The organism is Streptomyces sp. CA-249302, assembly GCF_050936785.1.
Lineage (GTDB): Bacteria > Actinomycetota > Actinomycetes > Streptomycetales > Streptomycetaceae > Streptomyces.
Window position 1 is genome coordinate 7,846,998 of record NZ_JBNJMG010000001.1, and the last position, 17,895, is coordinate 7,864,892.

The window sequence follows — 17,895 nt, forward strand, 5'->3', positions numbered from 1 at the left end:
CACGGAATTTCCGTCGATCGGCCCCGGCCGTTGCGTGTACGGTTCCCGTATCGGCGTCGAAGCGTGGCGCCCGTACCCCGAACCGGCGGGACATCCGGACACACACATGTATGTGGGGACTCTGTCCTTCGACCTGCTCCTCGGCGACGTCCATTCGCTCAAGGAGAAACGCTCTCTCGTCCGTCCGATCGTGGCCGAGCTCCAGCGCAAGTACGCGGTGAGCGTGGCGGAGACGGGCAACCAGGACCTCCACCGCAGGGCCGAGATCGGGCTGGCGGTGGTCTCCGGGGACACGGGACACCTCTCCGACGTACTGGACCGCTGCGAGCGGCTGGTCGCCGGGCGGCCCGAGGTGGAACTGCTCTCGGTTCGACGCAGGCTCCACAGCGACGAAGACTGAAGCAAGAAGTAAGCACTTAAGGAGACGGACCAGTGGCCGACAACGCGCGCGCCAAGAGGCTGGCGGACCTCATCCGAGAGGTGGTGGCCCAGAAGCTGCAGCGCGGGATCAAGGACCCGCGGCTCGGCTCGCACGTCACCATCACGGACACCCGGGTCACCGGGGACCTGAGGGAGGCGACCGTCTTCTACACCGTGTACGGGGACGACGAGGAGCGGGCAGCCGCGGCCGCCGGTCTGGAGAGCGCCAAGGGCGTCCTGCGCTCCGCGGTCGGTGCGGCGGCGGGCGTGAAGTTCACCCCCACCCTGACCTTCGTCGCCGACGCCCTCCCGGACACCGCCAAGACCATCGAGGACCTCCTCGACAAGGCGCGCCAGTCCGACGAGAAGGTGCGCGAGGTCTCGGCCGGCGCCACCTACGCCGGTGAGGCGGACCCGTACAAGAAGCCGGGTGAGGACGAGGACGACGCCGCCGAATGACCCAGAAGATCCAGCCGCCCGACGGGCTTGTCATCGTCGACAAGCCCTCGGGCTTCACCTCGCACGACGTGGTCGCCAAGATGCGCGGCATCGCGAAGACGCGCCGCGTCGGCCACGCCGGCACCCTCGACCCGATGGCGACGGGCGTGCTCGTCCTGGGCGTCGAGCGGGCCACCAAGCTCCTCGGTCACCTCGCGCTGACCGAGAAGGAGTACGTGGGCACGGTCCGCCTGGGCCAGACGACCCTGACCGACGACGCCGAGGGCGAGATCACGGGGTCGGCGGACGCCTCGAAGGTCACCCGCGAGGCCGTCGACGCCGGGATCGCCAAGCTCACCGGCGACATCATGCAGGTCCCGTCCAAGGTCAGCGCCATCAAGATCAACGGCGTGCGGTCGTACAAGCGGGCCCGCGAGGGCGAGGAGTTCGAGATCCCGGCCCGGCCGGTGCGCATCTCGTCCTTCCAGGTGTACGACGTCCGGGACGCCGTCGCCGAGGACGGCACGCCGGTGACGGACCTGGTGGTGTCGGTGGTCTGCTCCTCGGGCACCTACATCCGCGCCCTCGCCCGCGACCTGGGCGCCGACCTGGGCGTCGGCGGCCACCTCACCGCCCTGCGCCGCACCCGTGTCGGCCCGTACAAGCTGGACTCGGCGAGGACGCTCGACCAGCTCCAGCAGGAGCTGACCGTCATGCCGATCGCCGAGGCCGCCAGGGCCGCGTTCCCCCGTTGGAGCGTGGACACCAAGCGGGCCCGGCTGCTGCTGAACGGCGTCCGCCTGGAGATGCCCGAGGAGTACGCGGGCCTCGGCACGATCGCCGTGTTCGACCCCGAGGGCCGCTTCCTGGCCCTGGTGGAGGAACAGAAGGGCAAGGCGAAGAGCCTGGCCGTCTTCGCCTGATCCCGGTCGTCCGGGTTCGCCGAGGCTGCCCGACCGTGGAGCGGCGATCACGGGGTTGCGTCGCCGCTCCACGGTCCCCCCTCGGTTCCCCCACCCCTAGGGTGTATCCAGCGACCCCCGCCTATTCACCCGTCCGGGCAGGCGCTCGGAGTGAACCGAGGGAGCGGAAGGGGGCGCGTTCGCCACGCGATCTGTCCCGCTGATCACCACGCGCCTACGGTCGAAGAGCAGGGCACAGGTGTACGGCGGGGAGGTTCGGCCATGACGGGACGAGAGCGGTCCCGGCAGCCGGGGGGCGGCGCGCATCGGGCGCGCGAGGATGCCGGACGGGCCCCGGAGCGGGGTGTCCCCGAAGCCGCCCTGGTCCGCATCCACGACCTCGCCGGCCGCCCTCGAGGCACCGGTTTCGTCGCCGACCATCACGGCACCGTCGTCACCAGCCACGAGGCGGTCGACGGGCTGCCCAGGCTGGTGCTGCACACCGCGGGGGACCGCAGCTGCCTCGTCACCGCGGACGCCGTGACCCCGTTGCCGGAACTCGACCTGGCACTGGTACGCACCGAGGGCCTCGGGGTCGACCCGCTGCCGGTCACCGTCCGGGACCGCGTCGAGACCGGCACCTACGTCCGCGTGGCCGCCGGGCGCTGGCGCGAGGCACGAGTGCTCGGTACGACGTCCGTGACCTACGCGGCCACCGACCGGTTCCGGGTGGTCGACGAGGCGCTGGAGCTGGCGATCGGCACCGCGGGCCAGGACGCGCTGCGGCTGGGCGGGGGAGCGGCCGGAGGACCGGTGGTCGACGCGGAGACCGGCGCGGTGCTCGCCGTGCTCGGTACGGCCCTCCAGTCCGGCCACCGCGACACCGGCTTCGCCGTCCCGCTGCGCCCCGCGCCGCCCGGCCCGCTGGCCGACCTGCTCGCCCGCAACGCGGCGACGGTTCCGGCCTACGGCGCCGACCTCAACCTGGCCGGCGTACTGGAACTGACGGCCACGTCGGTGGGCCAGGACGGCCCGCCGGGGACGCTGGCCGGATACGTGGGCCGCTCCGACGCGGCGCCGCCGACGTCCGTGGAACCAGTCGAACGGGCGGTGCCGGCAAGGGAGTTCACGGCATTCACGCAGAGTCCGGCCGCGGTCCTCGGCCTCGTCGGCGCACCGGGCAGCGGCCGCACGACAGAACTCGCGACCCTCGCCGCCCGCCGCAACCGAGGCCCCGAACCGTCCCCCACCCTCTGGCTCCGCGGCGCCGACCTGCACGACGAGGACACGTCGATCGAGGCTGCGGCGGGTCGAGCCCTGGCCCGCGCGGCCCGCATTGTGTCGATGTCGGCGTCGACGCGGGGTGCGGGGGCTGATTTGGGGGACAGGGGGTCGGGTGGCTTGGGTGACGCGGGGCGGAGCGGTGTGGCCGGCGCGTGGTCGGGTGGCTTGGGTGATGCCGGGCCGGGTCGCATGGCCGGCGCGGGGTCGGGTGGCTTGGGTGACGCGGGGCGGAGCGGTGTGGCCGGCGCGTGGTCGGGTGGCTTGGGTGATGCCGGGCCGGGTCGCGTGGCGGACGCGGGGTCGGGTGGCTTGGGTGACGCGGGGCGGAGCCGTGTGGCTGACGGGGGGTCGGGCGGTTTGGGCGATGTCGGGCCGGGGCGCATGGCCGGCGCGGGGTCGGGCGGTTCGGGTGACGCGGGGGCGGGTCGCACGGCCCACGTGGGGGCGGGTCGCACGGCCGGCGCGGGGGCGGGCCGCATGGCCGACGCGGGATCGAAGCGCACTGCCGGTGCAGGACCGAAGCGCACTGCCGGTGCGGGAGTGAGTGGTTTGGGCGACGCGGGCCCGACCGGTCTGGGAGACGCCGGCCCGACCGGTCTGGGTGACACCGGTCCGGCCCGTGTGGCCGACGTGGCCCGGGCGGCGGGGCGGCCGTTGCTTCTTCTTCTGGACGGTCCCGAGGAGATGCCGCCCGTCCTGGCGCACCGGCTGGACAAGTGGACGGAGGGGACGGCGACTTGGCTCGCGGAGACGGGGGCGCGGCTGGTGGTGGGCTGCAGGGCGGAGTACTGGGAGGGGGCGGGGGCGGCGTTTCCGCGGGAGCTGCTCTACACGCCGACTTCGGAAATCGGCGGCGACCCGTGCAACTCCAACTCCGGCACCGGCCCGCACCCTTGTGTGCACCTCGGTGACCTGCAAGAGGACGAGGCCCGTAAAGCCCGTGCCCGCTACCGCATCCCCGAGGACACCCTCGCCGCCCCCGACGCCCGCCACCCCCTCACCCTCCGTCTCCTCTCCGAGGTCCGCACCGCCCTCCCCGACACCACCCCCCACCCCCACCTGGACCGCAACGACGTCTTCGCGGCCTACCTCGACCTGATGTGCCTCCGCGTGGCCGTCCGCCTCGCCGCCGAGAACGGCCTCCGCGGCACCGCCGTACGCCGCCTCGCCGCGAAGGTCTCCGGCCAGGTCCACGAGGCCGCCCGCCGCAGCCTCGGCCCCGGCCAGGGCGAGCTGGACCGGGCGTCCTTCGAGGCCGTCTTCCCCTGGGGCCAGGCCCCCGCGGGGCTGGGCGGCGGCACCGGCTGGGCCTCCGCCGTCCTCACCGAAGGCCTCCTGGTCCCCGCCGGCAACGGCTACCGCTTCGCCCACGAGGAACTCGCCGACTGGATCCAGGGCATGCACCTCGACCTCGACGAGGCCCTGAACAACCTGGTCCACCGCCGCCGCACCCCGGACGACACCACCCATCCCCTCCCCGTACCACGCCACCGCATCGGCCCCGTCGTACAGGCCCTGCTCCTCCTCGCGCGGGAACGCGGCACCGCCCAACTCGCCGCCCGTCTGGAGCAGTTGACCCAGGCCCTGGAGACGCACCCGCACTCCTGGTGGCCCGCCCACCTCCTCACGGAGACGCTGCTGCGGGTACCGGACGCGCGGCCGTATCTGGGGGTGCTGCGACGACTGGCCGACGCTCAGGTGGAGACGGCACGGAGGGACGATCCCCCGTCCGCCCCCACCACCTTCACCCCGGCCTTCTGGACCGCCCTCCCCCTGCCGGAGGCGACCCGTTTCGACCTCCTCCGCCGTCTCCTCCTCGCCGACGGCCCCCCGGACCAAGCCCCGGCCACGACACCCACCCCCCGGTTCCTGGACACGGTGTCCCACCTCCTCGCCGCCGACCCCACCGCCGTACAACCGCTCCTCACGCACTGGTTCGACGACGACCGGCCGCTGCCCGCGACCCCGCACGCGACCGTGGCCAAGGCCGCGCAGGCCTTGCTGCACACCCATCGGCAGCTCGCGCTGGACGATCTCACCGAGGCGCTCGTGGAGTGTGCGCATCGGCGGGCGGACGAGTTGCTGGCCGTGCTGGCGGAGGACGAGCCGTCGGCGGTGTGCCGGGCCGTGGACCGGTGGGCGCACGACGAGCGGCCGGCGAGGAGGGTGGCGGCGGTGGCGTACGGGCTGCGGGCCGCGCCCCATGTGCGTACGGACGCCGACCGCGAGCTGCTCCGGTACGTCGCCCTGGCCCTGCTCGCCCGCCCCGCCGACTGCACCCTGCACGGCGGCGCGCTCGCCCTGCTCGTGCGCGACCCACGCACGCGTGCCCGTCATCTGCCGCAGGCGCTAAGGCACTTCGCGGCCGGCGACCCGCACTTCCCGCCCAGCGCACTCGTCGCCGCCCTCACCACGGACCCCGAGCCGGTCCTCGACGCCTTCCGGGCGCGGCTGCGCGGGCCGGACGCCGGGGCGGCGCTGCGCACGCTCGCCGACGTCACCACGCCCCCGCTGGCCCGCCGGGTCGCCGCGCTGGTGCGGGAGGCCGTCGAGCGGCGCCCGGAGACGGCCGCCGACGTGGCCGCGTACGTCGACCGGCGGCTGGATCAGGGGGCGGGGGCGCGTGCCGTGCTGCTCCCGCTCGTGACCGGGCTCCTTGACGGCGGTACGGAGGACGTCCGGGCCGCCCTCGCCGTCGTACTCGCCGCCCCCGGCGCTCCCGTCTCCCGTCCGCTCCGCAGCGAACTGCTGGAGTGCCTGCTGGCCCACGAACAGGCTCCCGCCGTCCTCGACGCGCTGCTGCACGCCACCGCCCTCCACACCGGAGACGACATCCGCGACCTCGTCCACCGCACCGGTCTGCTCCTGGTCCGTACGCCGGACGGGGCGGCCCGTTTCGACCGCGGCCTGGTCGACCTGGGCCGGCGGGTCCCGGGCTTCGCGGCCCGGATGGCAGGCTGGCTGACGGACGCCCCGCAGACCTGGGCGGCCGTGGTCGGCCCCAGCACCCGCCGGATGATCGAGAACCTGTCGGGCGTACGAGTGCCCGCGTGACCCCTCGTCGTCACGTGCGTCGGGTCACAGCCCCCATGCCGATGCGGGCGGTGCGGGCCCGGCATGGCACCCTTAGACCTGCGTAAGAGGTCGGTATACACGGACACGGGTTCGAGGAGCGGTCACAGTGCAGCGCTGGCGTGGCTTGGAGGACATCCCCGAGGACTGGGGGCGCAGCGTCGTCACCATCGGTTCCTACGACGGGGTCCACCGCGGGCACCAGCTGATCATCCGGCATGCCGTGGACCGCGCCCGCGAGCTGGGCGTGCCCTCCGTCGTCGTCACCTTCGACCCGCACCCCAGCGAGGTCGTCCGCCCCGGCAGCCACCCGCCGCTGCTGGCCCCGCACCACCGCCGCGCCGAGCTGATGGCGGACCTGGGGGTGGACGCCGTACTCATCCTCCCCTTCACCACCGAGTTCTCGAAGCTCTCGCCGGCCGACTTCGTCGTCAAGGTCCTCATCGACAAACTGCACGCCAAGGCGGTCGTCGAGGGCCCCAACTTCCGCTTCGGCCACAAGGCCGCGGGGAACGTCGAGTTCCTCGCCGAGCAGGGCAAGACCTACGACTTCGAGGTCGAGGTCGTCGACCTGTACGTGAGCGGTGAGGCGGGCGGCGGCGAGCCGTTCTCGTCCACCCTCACCCGACGGCTGGTCGCCGAGGGCGACGTCGAGGGGGCCGCGGAGATCCTCGGCCGCCCGCACCGGGTGGAGGGCGTCGTCGTACGCGGCGCGCAGCGCGGGCGCGAGCTCGGCTTCCCCACCGCAAACGTCGAGACCCTCCCGCACACCGCCATCCCCGCCGACGGCGTCTACGCCGGCTGGCTGCACGTGAACGGCGAGGCGATGCCGGCCGCGATCTCCGTCGGCACCAACCCGCAGTTCGACGGCACCGAGCGGACCGTCGAGGCGTACGCCATCGACCGCGTCGGCCTCGACCTGTACGGCCTGCACGTCGCCGTCGACTTCCTGGCCTATGTCCGCGGCCAGGCGAAGTTCGACTCCCTGGAGGCCCTGCTGGAGCAGATGGCCGAGGACGTGAAGCGCTGCCGGGAGCTCATCACGGCCGCCGAGTAGTCGCCGCCGCTTGAACAGTCGTTCTCGTTTCTGCCGTTACGACGACGAAGGGCGGCCGGTGCTTCAACGCACCGGCCGCCCTTCGCTGTTGACGGCTACTGCTGTGTCCAGCCGGGAGGTACGGCACCCGGCGGCTGCTGCCCCTGGTCCTGCGGCGGCGCGGGCGGCTGCTGCCAGCCCTGGCCCGGCGCGGGCTGCTGCGGCGGCTGGCCCCAGCCCTGACCCGGCTGCGGGGCGCCGCCGGGCTGGGCGTACGGCTGCTGGGGCTGCTGCGGAGGGGCGGGGTAGCCCGGCTGCGGCTGCTGCTGGTACTGCATGTTCGGGTTGCCGAAGCCCTGCTGGGTACGGGCGATGTCCTCGGCGATGAGCGCCGCGAGGTCGAAGTACGCCTCGCGGGTCTTGGGCCGCATCATGTCGAGGTCCACCTCGGCGCCCGCCGCGAGATGCTCGTCGAAGGGGATCACGACGACACCGCGGCAACGGGTCTCGAAGTGCGCGACGATGTCCTCCACCTTGATCATCTTGCCCGTCTCACGGACCCCCGAGATCACGGTGACCGAGCGCTGGACGAGGTCGGCGAAGCCGTTGGCCGACAGCCAGTCGAGCGTGGTCGAGGCGCTGCTCGCGCCGTCCACCGAGGGTGTGGAGATGATGATCAGCTGGTGGGCGAGGTCCAGGACCCCGCGCATCGCGCTGTAGAGCAGACCGGTACCCGAGTCGGTCAGGATGATCGGGTACTGCTTGCCCAGCACGTCGAGCGCGCTGCGGTAGTCGTCGTCGTTGAACGTGGTGGAGACCGCCGGGTCGACGTCGTTGGCGATGATCTCCAGGCCCGAGGGCGCCTGCGAGGTGAAGCGGCGGATGTCCATGTAGCTGTGCAGCTGCGGGATCGCCTGCACCAGGTCACGGATGGTCGCACCGGTCTCGCGCCGGACCCGTCGGCCGAGGGTGCCGGCGTCCGGGTTGGCGTCGATCGCCAGGATCTTGTCCTGCCGCTCGGTGGCCAGCGTGGCGCCGAGCGCCATGGTCGTCGTGGTCTTGCCGACACCGCCCTTGAGGCTGATGACCGCGATCCGGTAGCAGGACATCACCGGCGTACGGATCATGCCCAGCTTCCGGTCCCGCTCCGCCTGCTCCTTCTTGGCGCCGAGCTTGAAGCGGGACGGGCCCTGGTTGTTCTTGCGGGCCTTGGGCTGGTTGCGCAGCAGACGGTCGGAGGACAGCTCGACGGCGGCGTTGTACCCGAGCGGCGTGCCGGGGGCGGCTTGCTGCTGCTGGGGGGCGCCGGGGCCGGACTGGGGGCCGGGGGGCGCGGTCCAGCCCTGGTTGCCCTGACCGGCCTGGTTGCCGTACGGGCTGGGCTGCCCGGGCTGCGGCTGGTCGGGCTGGGCCGGAGGCTGCTGGGGGTAGCCGTAGCCGGGCTGCTGCGGCGGGTAGCCGTAACCCGGCTGCTCGGGCTGCGGTGGGTAGCCGTAACCGGCGGGGGGCTGACCGGGGTGCGGTTGCCCGGCGGGCGGCTGACCTGGAGTGGGCTGACCGGGGGTGGGCTGACCCGGATGGGGCTGCGGCTGCGCGGGGGGCTGCGGCGGCTGGGGCTGGCCGGGCTGGGGTGCCTGCTGGGGGTAGCCGTAACCGGCGGCCTGGGGGTGGGGCGGCTGGGGTTGGCCCTGCTGGGCTGCCAGGCGGGGGTCCGGGGGCGTGGGCTGGTTGGGCTGCGCGGGGTGACCGGGCTGTGCCGGGTGGCCCGGCTGCGGCTGCGGCTGGGCCGGGCCGAAGGCGCCCTGGGGCGGGGTCTGGTGGTCGGGCTGGGTGGGGGGCTGCTGCGGGTAGCCGTAGGCGGCGGGCGGCTGGCCGGGGGCGGCTTGGGGCTGACCCGGGGCGGGGTGCGGCTGGCCGGGCTGCGGTGCCTGTTGGGGTAGCCGTAACCGGGCTGCGGTTGACCGGAGTTGGGCTGCGGCTGGCCCGGCTGGCCCGGCTGGCCCGGCTGGCCCGGCTGGGGTGCCTGTTGCGGGTCGCCGTAGCCGGTGGGGGGCTGGCCTGCTGCGGCTGCGGCTGCGGCCTGCTGGTCCGGGTGGCCGGGGTGCTGGAGTGTTCCCGGCGTGGGGTGTGCGGGCGTGCCGTAACCGGCCGCGGCCGCCTGATGGTCCGGGTGGCCCGCCTGCTGCGGTGCGCCCTCGGCGGGGTGTGCGGGTGCGAAGCCCTGGGGCAGCGGGGGGAGCCCGGGGGTGGCCTGGGGCGAGGCGGGGGCCGCGGGCGGCTGTCCCGGGGTTCCGGCGGGCTGCACGGGGGCGGCGGGCGGTTGCCCGGCGGCTGCGCCCGGCTCCGCTTCCGCCGTCGCCGGTGCGGCCTCGGCGTCCGCCTGTGCGGGGGTGTCCGCGCCGGACCGGAGGTGCGCGGGTACGTCGGCATCGGAACCGGTGGAGTCGGCCTCGGCGGAGGGCTCCGCCTCCGGCTCCTCGTCGGAACCGCCGAACAGCCGGGCCGCCTCGGCATCGGCCGCGGCGTGGTTCAGCTCGGACTCCGGCTGGGCGGGGGCGGGGTGTTCGGGGGCGTCGGCCGTGGGGGTGCCTGCTGCCGGGGTGGCGCTCGCCGGGATGCCGGCCGGCGGGGTGGCGGTCGTGGGGGCGCCGGTTGCCGGGACGCTGGCCGGTGCGGTGGCCGTCGCGGACGGGCCGCCCTGGGTGTCCTCGTCGACCGGACGCAGCACGGGGAAGCCGGGCGCGGCGGCCGGGGGCTGTTGAGGTGCGGCGGCGGTCGGCGGCGCGGGTACGGCAGGCGGCTGGGCGACCGCGGGCTGCTGAGCGGCGGCGGGCGGCGCGGCGGGCGCGGCCTGCTGAGCCGTACCGAATCCGCCTGAAGTGTCCTGGCCCGGCTGCGGGGATGCGGCGAAACCGCCGGACGTGTCCTGGCCCGGGTGCCGCGGTGCGCCGAAGCCGCCGGACGTGTCCTGCCCGGGCTGTTGGGGCGCGGCGAAGCCACCCGAGGTGTCCTGGCCCGGCTGCGGGGGCGCGGGGAATCCGCCGGACGTGTCCTGGCCCGGCGTCGGCGCGCTCGTTCCGGGCTGCTGCGGGTAGCCGTAACCGCTCGGGGGTGTCCCGGGCGTACCCGGGCCGGGCTGCTGCTGGGGGAAGCCGTAGCCACCCGTGCCCTGGCCCGGCGTCGGTGCCTGTGCGGGCTGCTGCGGGGCGCCCTGGGCCGGTGCGGGCGGGGGCGTGGGGCGCGCGGGACTCTGGGGGGTGACGCCCGGGGGGCCCATGGGCGAGCCGATGGGTGGGCCGGTCGGGGGTGGTGGTGAGGTGCGGGCGGGGTCCTGCGTTCCGCCGCCCGAGGAGCCACCCTGCGTGCTTTGGGCGTACCAGGCCGGCGGCTCGTAGACGATCTCGAACTCGCTGGTGAGATCCACCTCGTGATCGTCCCCGTCCGAGGCAGGGCTGCCGCCGTTGTACTCGGACCGATCCCTGTTCACTGCTTGCCTCCTGGTCAGCCACTGCTGCTGAGCTGGTCGTCGTCGCGGCCGGGCGGACCGAGTGGCGAGTCCCACGCGACTGCGATCGTCACCGCACCACCAGAAGCCTAATCACTCACATGGCGGGACGGAAAAGCCCCCGGGGGCACCGGGAGCCGAGCCCGGCGGGCGCCGAGCGCAAAGCCCCAGCCCGGGACGCCCAACCCCTCGTACGAGCAAAGCGATTGCTGTGAGGGGTCGGCCGGTCATCCCGGTTCCCGTGGACGACGACGTGTCTCAGTCCATACGGCGGGCCACACCGAGCAGCCCCGTCTCCGCGTCCGTGGGATCCGTCATGACGAACTTCTGGTGCTTGCGGGTGCACCACATGGCGACCCCGTCGTGCAGGGTCGGCAGATGCTGGAGGTGCTCGCCCGAGATGCCCAGAGTGTCCCGTACGACCTCGGTCTCCTGCGGTGAGATCCGCTGGATGCCGACGAGATGGGCCTGGGACAGCCAGCGCGGCGCGTGCTCGCTGACGTACGGCAGGACCGTCATCACCGCCTGCCACGGCACGGACGTCACGCGACCGCGCGGGGGGCGGATACCGCAGTCCCGGATCAGCACCACCGGACTGGACACGGACGGCCCCTGCGCGGGCACCCGGCCCACCGGATACACGGTCACGCACTGCTGTCCGCCGCCCGCCGCCTGCGCCAACTGCTGCCAGGCCTGCGGACGTCCGGTCTCCACGCCCACCCGAGCGCCGGTCGCGGCGGCGCGCAGCGCCAGCACCTGGGCGAGCCACAGGCCGCCAACGAGCACTACGTCGAAGGGAGTCGGTCGGGACAGGCCGAGCACGGCCGGCTGGCCCTCCGCGTCGTTGCCGATCAGCACACCGTCGTCGCCGATCGGCATGCTGATCGCCGCGAGCTCGTCGGCGGTGACCACGTGACGGTTGCGGCGCGGGCCGCGCAGGCCGAACCCCGGGCTGAAGATGCGGCGTTGCTGCTGCTGCGGTTCCGGCTGCCGGATGATCGGGATCATGCCGGTGTCGGTGGGCGAGGCCACGTGCGCGGGCGTGCGTCCGGGGGTACGGCCCTGCTGTCCCGGCGGCACGGGCGGAGCGGGATGGGACATCAGTAGGTACCTCCGAGCGGCAGAGTGGCGAGGGCGCCGGGGACCTGCTCGCGGTCGAGGCGGACGAGGCCGACCTTCGCGGTGCCCGCGGCCCGCTCCAACTCCCGTCCCACCTGCACGAGTTCACTGTCGCCGCGGGCGGTGACGCGGATGTGCCCGGTGAGCGAGACACCACGGTTCCCGGCCTTGCTCAGGGTCATGCTGAACGTCGTGGCGAGCACCGGCAGCGAGGTCAACCGCGTGACCAGCTCGGGCAGTTGGACCCCGCCGCTGCCCAACTGCGGCCAGCGGGAAACCCAGTAGGTGGTGTGCCAGCGGTCGTCGACCCGCCAGGTCTTCACCGCTTCGACGGTACGACGCTGGGTGCGCCCGTCCTGCGCGGAGTGCTGCTGGTTGGCGCGCGGGTTGAGGCAGCTGGACGTGGCCAGCGCCTGCACGAGCTCGGTCTCGTCGAGGATGGTCGCCTTGAAGCCGGCGCCGGCCAGTCGGCTGGTCAGCTGGTCCGCCACCCGCAGCAGCGCCCGCTGCGACCCGGGGACACCGTCCCCGCGCGCCTGCACCGCCTCCGGGCACAGCTCCGGGTCGAGCTTGAGGGCGACCCAGGTGAGCCGCAGCGCGGGGGAGCCGACCTGCGCCTGGAGGGGGCCGTACGACCGCGCGGCGAGCGACTGCTGGGGGAGGTGCGGGGCGGGGGCCGGCTGGGTGTGCTGGACGACCTGCGCGGAGGCGAGCCGGATCCCGTCGACCTCCAGGGCGTCCTGGACCAGCCGCAGCGGGAGTTGGCGTCCGGCGGCCGCGGGGCGCAACGGCTCGTCCGCCGGCTGCACGAAGAGGACGGCGGTCAGGAAGGTCCCGTCGCCGATCATGCCGATCGAGCGGTTGTCCCGGGAGATGAAGGCGTACGTCCGCAGCGCCGGGTCGCACTCGACGACCGGGGCCAGCATCGCGTCCGTCCCGGGCGGCACGGGCAGCTTGGCGTCGCGGCGGCGCTGACGCAGGGCGCGTGTGGTCTCGTACCACTCGGGCAGTGGGCGGCGGCCGCGGCGCAGCACGGCGAGCAGCAGGAGCAGCGCGGCCACGCCGCCGGCCGGGGCCAGCAGCCAGGAGGCGTCGGCGGCCCAGGCGGCCAGCATGACCGCGGCCGCGAGCTCCACCAGGATGAGTTGCTGCAGCCGCACCGGACCCAGACCGCCGGGGCGGGGGAGCGTACGGGGCGTCGCCGCGGTGGACGCGGCCGGAGCGGTCGGCGTGCGTCTGCCGCCCGGGCCTCCCTGTTGCTGCGGTGCGCGGCGTCCGCGCCGGGTGCTCGTAGCGCTGCTCATCCCCCGGGACATCCCTTTCGCGAAGTAGTGGCCGTTCGCCGGGCCTACGTCGTCGGTGCTGCTCGTCTTCCTGGAGCTTGGCCATGATGCTCGCCGATGCGAGTGGCTCACGGTACCCGCTGCGAATCGTGAGGCGACACAGGGGACACCGAAACCCCAGGTGGTCAGCCTTTCACGGACCCGCGCCGCGCGACGGCGGGCTGTGGAGAAGCTCTGTGAAGATGCGGGGACGGCCGTACACCTGGTGAACCGGCCTCCCGTGACGCAGGGCATAGTAGGGGCGTGCGAGGCCGAAGAGGCCCGCCGTGCAGGACAAAACGGGAGAAACAGGGATCATGGCCAAGCGTCAGGACGAGCTCGCCGCCTACAATTTCGCGCGCAAGCGCACCGTCGCGGCCTTCCTCGCGCCCTCGCCGGGCGGTTCGGAGGAAGGCGCCCCGCGGCCCATGCGCACGGTGACGCCCAGCCTGGCGCTCGGCGTCGTCCTGGTGGTCGGCTTCATCGCCTGGGGCGTCATCAAGCCGACGGCGCCCGCGGGTTGGGACAAGCCCGGCGAGTACATCATCGTCGACAGCGACTCCACGACGCGTTACGTCGTCCTCAACGACACGACGTCGACCGGCAAGAAGGTCCCGACCCTCCACCCCGTCCTCAACTACGCCTCCGCCAAGCTCCTGTTGGACAAGGGCAAGGGCAGCGTCCTGGAGGTCTCCGGCAAGGAGATCGACAAGAGCGGCATCGCGCACGGCGCGACCCTCGGCATCCCGTACGCGCCCGACCGGCTGCCCTCCGCGGACGACGCGCAGAAGACGAAGACCTGGGCCGTGTGCGAGCGGCCGGCCCAGGAATCGGACGACGCCATCTCGCGCGCCGTCTTCGTCCTCGACGCCGCCGACGCCAAGACGCTGGCCGGCCCGGGCAAGGTCGACTCCCGCAAGGCCCTGTACGTCGTCGACAAGAAGACCGGACGCCAGTACCTGGTCGACGGCAAGGGCAACGCCTTCCTGCTGGGCGGCACCACGCCGCTCGACGACGTGGCCATGCAGCAGCTGAAGTCCGCCGTCATCGGCGGCCGGGCCGAGCCGCAGCCGGTGAGCCAGGAGTGGCTCCAGACCCTCAACTACGACGGGGTCATCACCTTCCCGACGGTCCCGGACGCCGGCGCCTCGACCTCGGTCCAGGGCCTGCCCGCCGCGGCCGCCAAGGTGGGCCAGGTGGTCAGGTCCCAGGACGCGCAGGGCGAGGGGTACTACGTCGTCCTCAAGGACAAGGTCGCCGCGATCACGCCGTTCGTCGCCGCCCTGCTCGCCGCCTCGCCCGACGCGGTCGGCACCCAGGCGGTCGAGGTCCCGTCCCAGACGATCTCCGCGGCCAACGGCGGCGCGGCGGAGTCCTTCTACGGCGACAAGGGCTGGCCCCAGGTCGTACCGCAGCAGGCGAACTCCGCGGCCACGGGGACCGGTGAGGCCCGTACCACCTCGTGCAGCGTCTACGACGGCACGATCGGCGCGGACAAGAAGCCGCAGCTCGCCGCCTGGGCGGGCACGGCGTTCCCCAAGCGGGCCGTCTCCAACTCGCTGAGCGCGTACGTCTCTTCGGGATCGGGCCTGCTCTTCCGCGAGGTCTCCGGCACGGCGGGCGGCGGCGGTGCGACGTATCTGCTGACCGACACGGGCCTGCGGTACGCGCTGCCGGCGAACAACGACAGCGAGGCGGGGACGACCGGCACGAGCTCGTCTTCCTCCTCGTCCTCTTCCTCGTCCTCGTCGGGTGACGCGAGCGAGACGGACAAGGCGCGGACGCGGCTCGGGTACGAGGACGTCTCCAACCCGGCCGTGGTGCCGCAGACATGGGCGACATTCATCCCGAAGGGGCCGACGCTGGACACGGGGAGCGCCTCGCAGGAGCAGAGCCAGTGAGCCGTTGATCCGTCAACAGGCGGGTCGGCAGGGACACTTGAGGGTAAGACGGTGTGTGAGTCACAAGTCGATCGCTCAAGTGTGTGAGCCGTGTAACTGATTGGTCCTGCCTGTGGATGAGTGACAGGCTGGCGATAGAGTGTTTGCAGCGCTCAACGGTGCGAAGCTTTCCGGGCACCAGGCAGGTTTCCCGGATTCAACAACATGAACGACGACATGGGGGAAGGTTCAACATGGCCGGCCAATTCCGGGTAACAGAGGACGAGCTCACCAAGCTCTCCAATGACATCAACACCGCCAACGGACAGCTGCAGGGTGAGATCCGCCGCCTCAACGGCGTGATCGAGCAGATCGCGGGCGGTTGGAAGGGCCAGGCGGCCACGTCGTACCACCAGCTGCAGGAGCGCTGGAACGCGGACGCGAAGAAGATGAGCGACATCCTCAACGACATCAAGGAAGCCGTGGACTCCACGCGGAGCAACTACTCCGCGTCGGAAGAGCAGCAGAACTCCGAGGTCAGCAAGATCATGTCGGACTTCGGCTGATCGAGCCGGATCCGGCGGCGCCCCGGACGGCGGCGCCCCGATCTCTGCCCGACCCCTCCTCTACGGACTTCCCAACCCGATCTCTCCCTGAAAGGGAATGACGATGTCGATCCTCGTCAATTACGCGACCATCACCAACGCGTCCACGGACGTACGCAGCACCGCCGGCCGCATCAAGCAGCAGCTCGACGACCTCGAGGCCGCGGTCAAGCGCGTCGCCGCCACCTGGGAGGGTGAGGCGCAGGAGGGTTACCAGCGCAAGCAGCGCGAGTGGGACCAGACCGCGCAGGACCTGCACGCGACCCTGCTGAAGATCGCCACCGCCCTGCAGAACGCGGCCGAGAACTACCAGTCCACCGAGAAGAGCAACGCCGCGACCTGGGGCTGAGCCTGTCGGTGACCCGAGGGACCTGAGGGACCTGAGATGAAGAGAATCGGCCCAGCGGACGCCAGCGCGTCCGCTGGGCCGACCTCTGCTTCGGGGTCGTACACAGCAATTTCCGCAAATCTTCACATTCGTAATCGGTACGTCCGTCATCGGTACGTCGAGGAAGCCCTGGGGGCCTGGAGATGAGGGGCCTGAACGTGAAGGGCCGTAGCGCCCGTTCGCGTAGCCGCAACAGCCGGAGCAAGGGAACCCGCTCGGTGCAGCGGGTATTCGGCGTGCTCGCGGCGGCCGGGATCAGCGTGGTGACGGCGCTGCCGGCGCAACCGGCCCTGGCGGACACGGGTGCCCCCGCGTCGGGAGGTTCCGGTGGTTCCGGCGTGTCCGGTGTTTCCGGTGTTTCCGGCAAGGGGGGCGCGAAGTTCGGTCTCGCCGCGAGTACGGAGTGCGTCTTCGGCGGCGACGTCATCAAGTCGACACCGTGGTCGCTCCAGCGGATCCTCCTGGACCAGCTCTGGGCCCAGGCGACGGGCAAGGGCGTCACGGTGGCGGTGATCGACACGGGCGTCGACGCCTCCAACCCCCAGCTGGGCGGGGCGATGGCGGCAGGCAGCAAGTCGTACGTCGGCGGTTCCGGCACCCAGGACCTGGAGGGCCACGGCACCCGGGTGGCCGGCATCATCGCGGCCCGCCCGATCAAGGGCACGGGTTTCGAGGGCATCGCGCCCGACGCGAAGATCCTCTCGTACCGCTACACGGGTGGAGAGAACAAGCAGGGCAACTCGGGAACGATGTCCGACGCGATCGAGGCGGCGGTCGCCGCCGGCGCGAAGATCATCAACATCTCCTCGGACACGGCGAACAAGAAGCCCGACGAGAGGTTGCGCAAGGCGGTGGAGTCCGCCGTGAACCAGGGCGCCCTGATCGTGGCGGCGGCGGGCAACGACGGAGCGGACGGCAAGTCCGCCGACACCTACCCCGCCTCCTACCCGGGCGTACTGGCGGTGGCGGCGTCCGACCGCAACGACGAGCGCGCGTACTTCTCCCAGTCGGGCGACTTCGTGGACGTGGCGGCACCTGGCGTGGACATGGTCTCCACGGTCCCGAAGGGCGGCCAGTGCACGGCGGACGGCACGAGCTTCGCGGCGCCGTACGTGGCGGGAGTGGCGGCCCTCCTGAAGGAGAAGCACTCGGGCTGGACCGCGGCTCAGATCGCCACGCGGATCGAGGAGACGGCCCAGCGGACAGGCCGCGGCCCCAACCGCTTCATCGGCTGGGGAGTCGTAGACCCGGTCGCGGCCCTGACGGACGACTCGACACCGGCGTCTTCACCGTCCCCGGACCCGGCGGTGAAGGCCGGGCCTGGCGGGGCCGTACCCATGGCTGTGACCATGGGTGAGAGCGAGGCGGAGCGACAGCGGCGAACGGCGATCTACGTACTGGGCACCGGGTTGGCCCTGGTGCTGGTGGTTGCGGGGAGCGGGGTGGCTGTGCGGGACTGGCGTAGCCGGCGGGTCGGGCGGGTCGGGCGAGCCGGACGGTCGGGATGACCGGGCAGTTGGGGCACCGAGTGGGTGCTGAGATCTTGAAAAACAGGGGAGAGGACAACGGGGTATGAGCAACGGAATGCGGGTTGATCTGAGCGCGCTGGATGAGGTCATCCGGAAGCTCAACGGCCTTCTCTCGGACATGGACAAGGCCAACACCAAGGCCAAGTACGAGACGGACATCCCGAGTGCGGCGTTCGGGAGCGCGAAGTTCCTTGAGTCCAACGAACTTCACGACGCGCACCAGAAGCAGAAGACCAGGATCGAGAACATCATCAAGGCCCTGCACGGGCTGATCGACGACTTCGGCTCGAGCACCTCGAAGGTCAGAGACAAGTACAGCAACCAGGAGCAGGCGAACGCGCAGGGCGTGAGTACTGCTCCCGCGAACTCGGCCAACTAAGCGGTTCAGCGACCGG

13 protein-coding genes and 2 pseudogenes are annotated in these 17,895 nt (G+C 72.6%); 11 read left to right on the top strand and 4 right to left on the bottom strand.

Features of this window, described 5'->3' with window-relative positions:
* Nucleotides 1-106: 106 nt before the first annotated feature.
* The 5 genes from ACQEWB_RS35670 (at nt 107) to ACQEWB_RS35690 (ending at nt 7,173) form a co-directional block, all read left to right on the top strand.
* Nucleotides 107-400, top strand: a complete 294-nt coding sequence (locus ACQEWB_RS35670) for a DUF503 domain-containing protein (RefSeq protein WP_432838466.1) — start codon at nt 107-109, stop codon at nt 398-400.
* Between the two features lie 32 nt (nt 401-432).
* Entirely contained in the window at nt 433-879 is a 447-nt protein-coding gene (gene rbfA, locus ACQEWB_RS35675; RefSeq protein WP_432838468.1) for a 30S ribosome-binding factor RbfA, read from the top strand.
* Entirely contained in the window at nt 876-1,781 is a 906-nt protein-coding gene (gene truB, locus ACQEWB_RS35680; RefSeq protein WP_432838470.1) for a tRNA pseudouridine(55) synthase TruB, read from the top strand. The genes rbfA and truB overlap by 4 nt, the downstream gene beginning before the upstream one ends.
* 261 nt (nt 1,782-2,042) lie before the next feature.
* The gene (locus tag ACQEWB_RS35685; RefSeq protein WP_432838472.1) at nt 2,043-6,098 is read left to right on the top strand and encodes a serine protease; all 4,056 of its coding nucleotides are present in this window, start codon (nt 2,043-2,045) and stop codon (nt 6,096-6,098) included.
* A 127-nt stretch (nt 6,099-6,225) separates the two neighbouring features.
* Complete coding sequence (locus ACQEWB_RS35690; protein WP_432838474.1) at nt 6,226-7,173, top strand: bifunctional riboflavin kinase/FAD synthetase; 948 nt, start codon at nt 6,226-6,228, stop codon at nt 7,171-7,173.
* 95 nt (nt 7,174-7,268) lie between these two features.
* On the opposite strand, the pseudogene ACQEWB_RS35695 reads toward ACQEWB_RS35690, so the two are convergent.
* A pseudogene (locus tag ACQEWB_RS35695) lies at nt 7,269-8,903 on the bottom strand (AAA family ATPase); the annotation flags it as partial.
* Between the two features lie 206 nt (nt 8,904-9,109).
* Here ACQEWB_RS35695 and ACQEWB_RS35700 point away from each other — a divergent pair.
* A complete protein-coding gene (locus ACQEWB_RS35700) occupies nt 9,110-10,030 on the top strand; it encodes a hypothetical protein (protein ID WP_432844417.1) in 921 nt (306 codons plus the stop codon).
* A gap of 492 nt (nt 10,031-10,522) precedes the next feature.
* Here the strand turns inward: ACQEWB_RS35700 and ACQEWB_RS35705 are convergent.
* The 3 genes and pseudogenes from ACQEWB_RS35705 to eccE form a co-directional block, all read right to left on the bottom strand.
* A pseudogene (locus ACQEWB_RS35705) lies at nt 10,523-10,714 on the bottom strand (SCO5717 family growth-regulating ATPase); the annotation flags it as partial.
* A 201-nt stretch (nt 10,715-10,915) separates the two neighbouring features.
* The gene (locus ACQEWB_RS35710; RefSeq protein ID WP_432838476.1) at nt 10,916-11,758 is read right to left on the bottom strand and encodes a hypothetical protein; all 843 of its coding nucleotides are present in this window, start codon (nt 11,756-11,758) and stop codon (nt 10,916-10,918) included.
* Nucleotides 11,758-13,080 carry a type VII secretion protein EccE gene (eccE, locus tag ACQEWB_RS35715; protein ID WP_432838478.1) on the bottom strand — a complete coding sequence of 441 codons (1,323 nt, stop codon included), beginning with the start codon at nt 13,078-13,080 and terminating at the stop codon, nt 11,758-11,760. Before eccE ends, ACQEWB_RS35710 begins: the two co-directional genes overlap by 1 nt.
* A 335-nt stretch (nt 13,081-13,415) precedes the next feature.
* On the opposite strand from eccE, the gene eccB reads away from it, so the two are divergent.
* The 5 genes from eccB to ACQEWB_RS35740 all read left to right on the top strand — a co-directional run bounded on the left by eccB (nt 13,416) and on the right by ACQEWB_RS35740 (nt 17,879).
* Nucleotides 13,416-14,999 carry a type VII secretion protein EccB gene (gene eccB / locus ACQEWB_RS35720; protein WP_432838480.1) on the top strand — a complete coding sequence of 528 codons (1,584 nt, stop codon included), beginning with the start codon at nt 13,416-13,418 and terminating at the stop codon, nt 14,997-14,999.
* A 233-nt stretch (nt 15,000-15,232) separates the two neighbouring features.
* On the top strand, nt 15,233-15,544 hold the full coding sequence (locus tag ACQEWB_RS35725; RefSeq protein ID WP_432838482.1) for a WXG100 family type VII secretion target: 312 nt from the start codon (nt 15,233-15,235) through the stop codon (nt 15,542-15,544).
* Between the two features lie 97 nt (nt 15,545-15,641).
* Nucleotides 15,642-15,932, top strand: a complete 291-nt coding sequence (locus tag ACQEWB_RS35730; RefSeq protein ID WP_432838484.1) for a WXG100 family type VII secretion target — start codon at nt 15,642-15,644, stop codon at nt 15,930-15,932.
* A 257-nt stretch (nt 15,933-16,189) separates the two neighbouring features.
* Nucleotides 16,190-17,479, top strand: a complete 1,290-nt coding sequence (gene mycP, locus ACQEWB_RS35735; RefSeq protein WP_432838486.1) for a type VII secretion-associated serine protease mycosin — start codon at nt 16,190-16,192, stop codon at nt 17,477-17,479.
* A 64-nt stretch (nt 17,480-17,543) separates the two neighbouring features.
* Nucleotides 17,544-17,879, top strand: coding sequence for a hypothetical protein (locus ACQEWB_RS35740; RefSeq protein ID WP_432838488.1), 336 nt, complete (start codon nt 17,544-17,546; stop codon nt 17,877-17,879).
* Nucleotides 17,880-17,895: the final 16 nt, after the last annotated feature.